This is a genomic window from Mesorhizobium sp. M8A.F.Ca.ET.021.01.1.1, assembly GCF_003998025.1.
GTDB lineage: Bacteria > Pseudomonadota > Alphaproteobacteria > Rhizobiales > Rhizobiaceae > Mesorhizobium.
Window position 1 is genome coordinate 1 of the sequence record NZ_RZSJ01000275.1, and the last position, 7643, is coordinate 7643.

General features: G+C 59.5%; 5 protein-coding genes. 3 read left to right on the forward strand and 2 right to left on the reverse strand.

Features of this window, described 5'->3' with window-relative positions; all coding sequences use genetic code 11:
- Positions 1 to 144: 144 nt before the first annotated feature.
- Positions 145 to 348, reverse strand: a complete 204-nt coding sequence (locus EOA36_RS20520) for a hypothetical protein (protein ID WP_127279178.1) — start codon at positions 346 to 348, stop codon at positions 145 to 147.
- On the opposite strand from EOA36_RS20520, the gene EOA36_RS20525 reads away from it, so the two are divergent.
- A complete protein-coding gene (locus tag EOA36_RS20525; RefSeq protein WP_127279179.1) occupies positions 349 to 4116 on the forward strand; it encodes a glycosyltransferase in 3768 nt (1255 codons plus the stop codon).
- 85 nt (positions 4117 to 4201) lie between these two features.
- Positions 4202 to 5278, forward strand: a complete 1077-nt coding sequence (locus EOA36_RS20530) for a glycosyltransferase (RefSeq protein ID WP_127279180.1) — start codon at positions 4202 to 4204, stop codon at positions 5276 to 5278.
- A 55-nt stretch (positions 5279 to 5333) separates the two neighbouring features.
- Here EOA36_RS20530 and EOA36_RS20535 read toward each other — a convergent pair whose 3' ends face one another.
- The gene (locus EOA36_RS20535) at positions 5334 to 6065 is read right to left on the reverse strand and encodes a glycosyltransferase family 25 protein (protein WP_189343601.1); all 732 of its coding nucleotides are present in this window, start codon (positions 6063 to 6065) and stop codon (positions 5334 to 5336) included.
- Positions 6066 to 6248: 183 nt separating this feature from the next.
- Here EOA36_RS20535 and EOA36_RS20540 point away from each other — a divergent pair, with 183 nt between their 5' ends.
- Positions 6249 to 7157 carry a hypothetical protein gene (locus EOA36_RS20540; RefSeq protein WP_245464416.1) on the forward strand — a complete coding sequence of 303 codons (909 nt, stop codon included), beginning with the start codon at positions 6249 to 6251 and terminating at the stop codon, positions 7155 to 7157.
- Positions 7158 to 7643 lie beyond the last annotated feature (486 nt).

The window sequence follows — 7643 nt, forward strand, 5'->3', positions numbered from 1 at the left end:
ACCATGACTTACTACCTTTGGCAATCATCGAGATGGCGGGCATTACGCCCAAATGCACCGAAAAATCCGGGACTTAAGATACGCCGCCTTCGGCAGCGACGAACCCTTGATATCGCGGCGGGGGTGTCTGCGTAGCGATCGAGCCTACAGGGCAATTCGCAAAGCCGCGATCAAGGTGACCGCGAGACCCTTGCTGCGGCGGAAGGTGCTGGCTAACAATGGACCACGCTGAGGTAGCATCCAGATGGCCGAGGCAGGGATGATGTGTATCGGATCGCTGTCGCCGATGGCACCATGGCACAAATGTAACCGCTTCAGCCCGCAGCCATGGGGGTCGATAGTCAGCATATGAGCGGTAAGCGCCTCTGCCTCAACATGATCGTCAAGAACGAGATGGCGAACCTTCAACGCTGTCTCGGGGCGGTTGTCGACCACATCGACTGTTGGGTCATCGGCGACACCGGCTCGAACGACGGAACCCAGGATTTCATCAAGGCGTTCTTTGCCGTCCACAACCTGCCTGGCGAATTGCATGAGTTCCCGTTCCACAATTTCGAGCAGGCGCGCAACGCCGCGCTCGATCACGCCTATGCCTCGCCGCTCGCCTATGACTATCTGCTGTTCGACGATGCCGACATGGAGCTGATGGTCGAGGATACAGGCTTCCGAGATGGGCTCGACGGCCCGGGTTACCGGCTGCTCCAGCGCTCGGATTCCGGCCTCGCCTATTGGAATACACGTCTTGCCAGGCGCGACGCCGGTGCACGCTACCATGGCGTGACCCACGAATATCTCGACGTGCCTGGTGGCGTGCGGGAACTGAGGGGCGCCTGGTACAAGGACCACGCCAGCGGGTCGAACCGAGCGGACAAGTTCGAGCGTGATGCCAGGCTTCTGCTGGAGGCCCTTGATAAGAATCCGGAAAATCAGCGCTACTGGTTCTACCTGGCACAGTCCTACCGCGACGCTGGGCGAACGGCGGAGGCGGCGGTGGCCTACGCCAAGCGTGCCGCGATGGGCGGTTGGGACGAGGAGGCGTGGAACGCCCGCCTGCAGGAGGCGCGCTGCTTGCGCAAACTCGGCGATGAGGCCGGTTTTGTTCAACAGGCGCTTGCTGCCTTCAATCAACGGCCGCAACGCGCCGAGCCACTTTATGACCTGGCCCGGTTTTACCGAGAGAAGGGGATGAACGACGCCAGCGTGTTGTTCTCCGAAGCGGGGCTGGCGATCAAGCGGCCGGAGGAAGACATCCTGTTCCTTGAGGATTTCGTCTACACGACAGGCTTGCGCGAAGAGTATGCGATCGCGGCGAATTATGCGCGCGACCCGGTGCGCAAGGATCGCGGTTTCGCGACGTGCAACTGGTTAGCGCTGGACCGTAGCATCGGCGATGGACCCAGGGAGTTGGCGCGATCCAACCTGCTCTTTTATCTGCAGTCCGCCAAGACAACGATGCCGTCGTTCAGCGCGCGCCCTATCGGCTTCACCCCCCCCGACGGCCACCGGCCAAGCAGTCCGTCAGTAACGCGATTGGGTGCCCGGATCGTCCTGGTTCAGCCGACCGTTAACTGCACGCTGAAGGAAGATGGCCGGCCTGATACGCCCGAAGAGGCGCCGAGCCAAACGCGCAATTTCCTCGTTCACTTGGATGCCGATCTCGTCGTTCAGTCAGCCACGGAGATACTGGCGCCGGCCGACCTGGCAGAAGCCGCCGACAGAGCAGAACCAGGCTTCGAGGCCATTCGCGTGTTTGCTTGGCGCGAACAACTGTGGACTGTCGCATGCTCGCGCGCGTTGACGGCAGACAGCTGGTGCGAACCCGTTATTGCGCGTATCGACGATCGCGGACCTGGGCCATACCAAATGACCGATTGGCGTGTGCTCCACCCCCTGGGTACGAAGCTGCTCGACACCAGCTGGATGCCCCTCGTCAAGCCGGCTGGCATCGATGCCGATAGTGAGCAGCTGCAGTTCTTTTGTGCGGGCGACCCCGTCCGCATTGTCGACGATCAAGGGCAAACGGTCTCGGAGGCCGCGTCTGCTTTGTGTAGCGAACAATTCAGGGGGGCCACGCAGGCGATTGTATTCGACGGCGGGTGGCTGGCACTCGTTCATGAGGTGCGCACGCGGCCGAACGAAGTTCGGCCAATCTACCAGCATCGCTGCGTCTGGTTCGACGACGCAGCTCGCCTGGGGAAGGTCAGCCGACCCTTCTTCTTTAACGACAAGGGGAGCGAATTTGCAGCCGGCCTCACATGGCACCCGAATGAGGAACAGCTGCTGATTTCCTATGGCGTCGGAGACAGCGAGTCGTGGATTGGCCTTGTTGATGCATCGGAGGTACGCCTACTGCTACAGGCCACAGGCAACTTGTTACCGGGCGAGGCTCACTGGAACTCACTGGCCATGCATTCTGCGGCCGGCGCCAACGAACGACCCCCTGTGCGGAAGAAGCTGGAAACGAACCATCAGCCTGTGAGGCGCGAGAATGGCAATCCAGGCCCGCCTGACGGCGGCCTTTCTCAACCGGCAAGCAGCGGTGCCTCGAGCGAAGCGAAAGGAACTGAAGAAATCCTTCTCGAGCTGGCGCCGTTCCTTCGTTTGGCGGATTCGCCGCAAGAGCGATGCGCGCTATCGCGAGCCTTCGATGCCCGCATCGCGTCTCACTTGCGCACAGGGGATGCCGCGTTGCCGCAGATCCACTGCTTCTACGAGGTGCTGTCCGACAATGCAGAGCATCGAACGTTGATTGCCGCCACCACATCGATGCGCGCGGCCGGCCATCCCGTGAGGGTCTGGACCTATTCGCCGAACAAGCTTGAATTCCTGCTCCCGCTCGGCGTGGAGGTCCGAACTGCGGACGACGTGATGCCGCGCGCCTTGTTCGATCGAATTGTTGCCGGCTCCGAGATCAGGTATTTCAGCGACGCTTTTAGGTACGCTGTGCTTTACGAGCATGGCGGATTGTGGATGGACTGCGACGTGGTCATGCTGAGACCATTCCCGTTCCGTGGCGATTATTTTTTCAATCTGCAATGGCGCGGCGGGCACCAAGGTCACTTCATCTGTGGCAACGTGATCTATGCTGAAGCTTATAGCCACCACCTAAGAGTGCTCTACGAAATGTCGATCGAGCGGTTCTTCGGTGACACCGGAAAGGGATTCGGCGAGATCGGTCCGAGGTTGCTGTCCGATTACGTTGCGTCGGATGCAGGCGCCGAATTGCGCGAATGGGTGTTTGGGCCGATGCTCTTTAATCCGATTGATTGGACCGAGATAAGCGAGTTCGACAAGCCGCTGTCCCAGTTGGCCGACTATCTTAATGATGAGCGCGTCTTTGGAATCCATCTTTGGACGGCACGCAATGAAGCTCGCTCGGACGGTGAAGGAGCGCCGCTTAACGCACTGCTGATCGACCCCCTGCACAGTTTCCCCTCGCTCACGAACCTCGCTGACCGTTTCAATACCGACAAGAACCGGCATACCGGCAATCGTCATGCCTATGCCAGGGTCTACGATCGCCTGCTGTCAGGCCGGCGGTTTTCCTTGCGGAGGCTTATGGAGATCGGTCTGTGTCGCGTGTTGGCGGACGACCAAACCGAGACCCCATCAGTCTCGCTTTGGCAGAGCTTTTTTCCCTTCTGCCAAGTGTTCGGCGTCGACTCGACGGATTTTTCCGAGTTCAACAACGAAAGGTTCAAATCGTTCATCTGCGACCAGTCCAAGCTGGACGATCTACACAGGGTGGCCACGAAACTCGAACCAGGCTCGCTCGACGTGATCATCGACGACGGCAGCCATGCTTCGTTCGACGAACAACTCACGCTTCGCGAGTTCTTCCCGCTGCTCGCCGAGGGCGGCTGGTATTTCATCGAAGACCTCGACTGGCAGCCGCCGGACGAGGACACCGGCAAGATTGCACTCACGAAGAACCTGCTGCGCGAGATTCAGCGGCACGGCAGTGCCCGCTCGGCCGATCCGTTGGGAGTGAGTGCGCTTGCCGGTCAAATCGCCGAGATCCTGTTCTTCGACAGCCACTATGAGCTGAACCGGGCAAATCTGCTCGGCGGCTTGGTCGCGATCCGCAAGCGCGGAGGGATTGGCCTTGTGCGTTGAGCCCCACAGGTCATTCCGGGCGGGCTCGGTCCGCGTTGATGCGCACAGAATAGACGCCCGATATGCCTGATCGCGGAGCGCTTCGTTGAAAGTTGCGGTCTACACCATCGCATTGAATGAGGCCGGGAACGCCGAACGTTGGGCCAACTCGGCCGTCGATGCGGACTACCGGATAGTGGCCGATACGGGCAGCACCGATGACACGGTAGGACGGCTGACCGCGGCCGGCGTCATTGTGCACCCGATAGCGATCCGTCCGTGGCGCTTTGACGACGCCCGCAACGCCGCCATGGCTCTTATCCCTGCCGACGTCGATGTGTGTTGCACCATGGACATGGACCGGTTTCTCGAACCGGGCTGGCGCCCGAAGTTGGAGGCGGCCTGGAACGCCGAAACGACAGCCCTCTATTGCCAGACGATCTATAGATCCAGTGTTGATGATCCGGCACCGTTGCGAAGTTGGCCGGCGAAGAATTTTCACCATCGCTGGGGCTATCGATTCAAGCGACCAGTCCATGAGGCCCTCTTCTTCACCGGAGAAAGGGAAGTGACGGCGACCAGCACCGACATCGTCATGTTCGAGGTGCAAGACCTCACCAAGCCAACAAGGAGCACTTACCTGCCGCTGATGGAGATTGCACATAAGGAAGATCCAGCGGACGCACAGATCTGCTTCTGGCTCGGGCGGGACCTGATGTGGGCCAACCAGCACGATCGAGCCGTCCAGTTGCTTGAGAACTACCTTGCCTTACCGACAAGCACGTGGGGCGAAGAACGGGCTGAGGCCATGCGTTATATCGCGCGCATGCGCCCGGAACAGAGCTTGTCCTGGCTGGACAAGGCGCGGATGGAAGCGCCGCACCGCCGCGAGATCTGGGCCGATCTGGCAGAAGAGTTCCACGGCAAAGCGGACTGGTTGAATCTGTTTTGGGCTTGCACCAACGGTATCGAGAAGACGCACCGCACCGGAAGCTATCTGGACGATCCGAACTGCTGGGGATTTCGGCTGTTTGACCTGGGCGCCATCGCATCATGGCACCTGAATGCGATGGACCATGCCGTCGCGTGGGGCAGGAAAGCGCTTGAGCTTGATCCAACCAATGAGCGTCTTTCGAACAATCTGAATTTCTTCATTCGGCTGCGGGAAGAGGACCGGGCATGAGACGTCAAATCACCGCTCGGCGAAGACGCCGCGGCTCAGGCTGAGCGCAAGCTCCTCACGTGTTTATCCGCACCGATTCTTCGGGCCGTTCGTCACTTATCGCGAGCGGCGGCAAGCACACATACGCCTTGAGTGACGGCATCACCCCGTTCATCAGACAATCAATTCCTGCATTGTTTAGCCTCAGTCCAAAACCGGCAAAATCTACGATCATTGGTCGTATCGGAAGACACCAATCCAACAGTGCACGCGCGCCGCGAGGCGAGATGGAATAGCAGACCGTCCCCAGCAGATAATGCGCGCGGAGCAGAGCGGGTTCGATTTTCGCCTCTTGGAAATCCGCAACATGCGTCATGACGTCGCCAGAAAAAAACTCCAACCTAGCACCAGTTCCGCCCGGAAGGGCATTCAACCAGGCGTAGCATCGCAGGCTTGCGCTCCACAGGATAAAATCCCAATCGGCTCCGACCTTTGACAAGAGCGCCTTGGTATGTCGTTCGAATTGATGCGAGATGATCGCGTCGTCTTCGGCAACCGTTATCACTTTATGGCGTGCGACTGCTTCTCTCCACAGCGTCACGTGCGAAATAGCGCAGCCCAAACTGCCGGCTGCATAATCTAGATTCGGAGCGATGACCTTGTCCCTGACCAGCCGATCGCGATCAACTGACTTACCGTCAATCCCGGAGAACCTCCGAGTGTTGCAAAGATGCGAGTTTAACTTGCGAAATATATCTAGGCGCCCGATACTGCGATCGAGATTGATGACATGAATTTCATCTATCATGCTTTTAGACCTGTTTTGAAATCGACGGTTCGCGCAGTCGTACCCTTCCATCGCCTGAGGCAGTTCGCAGCAAGGCCGCCATTTGAAGACAGTTTCAAGTCTAGCCGGTTTGGTGATAGCTGACGAGATGTCCCGGATGACAGGCGCTAGCCTAGATGATTTGTTCTGCCAACAGGAGAGTTTATGACGCGGCGAGAGTTGGCGGTTGGCGTCGTCGTTGTGGCGGGATCGGCGGCTGCAACAGGAGGGCTTTGGCCCAGATTGGAGATCAACTCAGCCATGCCGCCCCTCCCAACTGAGCCCTCTGTCACCCTTCTTTCGGCCCCCATCGAACTCGCAGGCGACTGGGGCCGCATGCTTCCAGGTGCGGCAGATCAGGTCGTCGAGCGTATGCGGCACGCCTGCCTGGATGGCCTACGCCTGCTCTCCGATCGCCAGCCTACGCGACTTCGTATCGACGAGCACACTTCCGGGCAACCGGCCGTGTGGCTGCATCCAGACGGCACCAGCATGGCGTGGATCATCGTCGACATCGGCGAGCGCGATTGGTCGAAGCTTGCCTATCAGTTCGGGCACGAGCTCGGACACGTCATGGCCAACAGCTGGCAGGCGGACGCCAAGCCGGCGCCACCATGCCAGTGGCTCGAGGAAGCGACGGTTGAAGCGTTTTCGCTGCGTGGCCTGGGAAGCCTGGCGAAAGACTGGAAGGAGAATCCTCCGTTCCCTGGCGACAACGCTTTCGGTGATGCCATTGCCGAGTATCGCGACAACATCGTCCGAGGTTACACCGCGCTCGCCGATGGCCAGGGGCTCACTCGCGACGCGGCGGCCTGGTTCGCCGATCATCGCAGCGAAATCGAAATCCCAGGCCTCAATCCATTCGCCCAAGCAATGTCAGCGACTATCCTCACCGAATACGACCGCGCGCCTGGCTGCATCGAAGCGCTCGGCGCACTAAACCGCTGGCCCGGTCGAACCGGTATTCCCATCGCCGAATATCTTCAACGATGGGAACAGAGCTGTAGGGAATTGCAAGCCTCGCCGCAACTACCCCTCCGCTTGCAGGATTTGTTCGTGCAAAGGGTCAAGTGAGAGTGGGTGCAAGAGCATCCGGCCTGAGACTGCTCCATCGGTGCGGATTGCAACCGCCAAAGCGCGCCGGCGCCTTTCCAGTATATCTAGCTCGGCGTAGTCCAAGCCAAATTTACTTAGGGTGGATCGCGAACGTATGCGGCGCTTTTCTGGACGCGGTTTCGCTGTGGGCGCCAAGCGACAACCGACGCACTGAGTTTCATCTCTAAAATCCAGCAGCGATTCATGGCGCATACTGGCTTGTGTTTCCCTGGTCGCGCGGGACGGGAACGCGCCCGAAAGCCGCCGAGAGTGGCTGTCGCGCGAAAAGGGTCGAACGGGGCGATCGAGCTTCGGTTAGATCAGAACGGCGAACTGCTAGCCCGCCGTTTAGCCATCCAGCAGTTGTATTGCCAGAGCCGGCCAGGCAAAGACCGATCCGAGGCAGCCTTCAAAGCAACATTTGTCTAAGCTTGTACGCTACCTCGGTGCGGTTGGTAGCCTTGA

Bases quoted from the DNA above. Each gene is read 5' to 3' on its own strand.
- EOA36_RS20520 (WP_127279178.1), bottom strand. From the start codon at position 348: ATGCTGACTATCGACCCCCATGGCTGCGGGCTGAAGCGGTTACATTTG.
- EOA36_RS20525 (WP_127279179.1), top strand. From the start codon at position 349: ATGAGCGGTAAGCGCCTCTGCCTCAACATGATCGTCAAGAACGAGATG.
- EOA36_RS20535 (WP_189343601.1), bottom strand. From the start codon at position 6,065: ATGATAGATGAAATTCATGTCATCAATCTCGATCGCAGTATCGGGCGC.
- EOA36_RS20540 (WP_245464416.1), top strand. From the start codon at position 6,249: ATGACGCGGCGAGAGTTGGCGGTTGGCGTCGTCGTTGTGGCGGGATCG.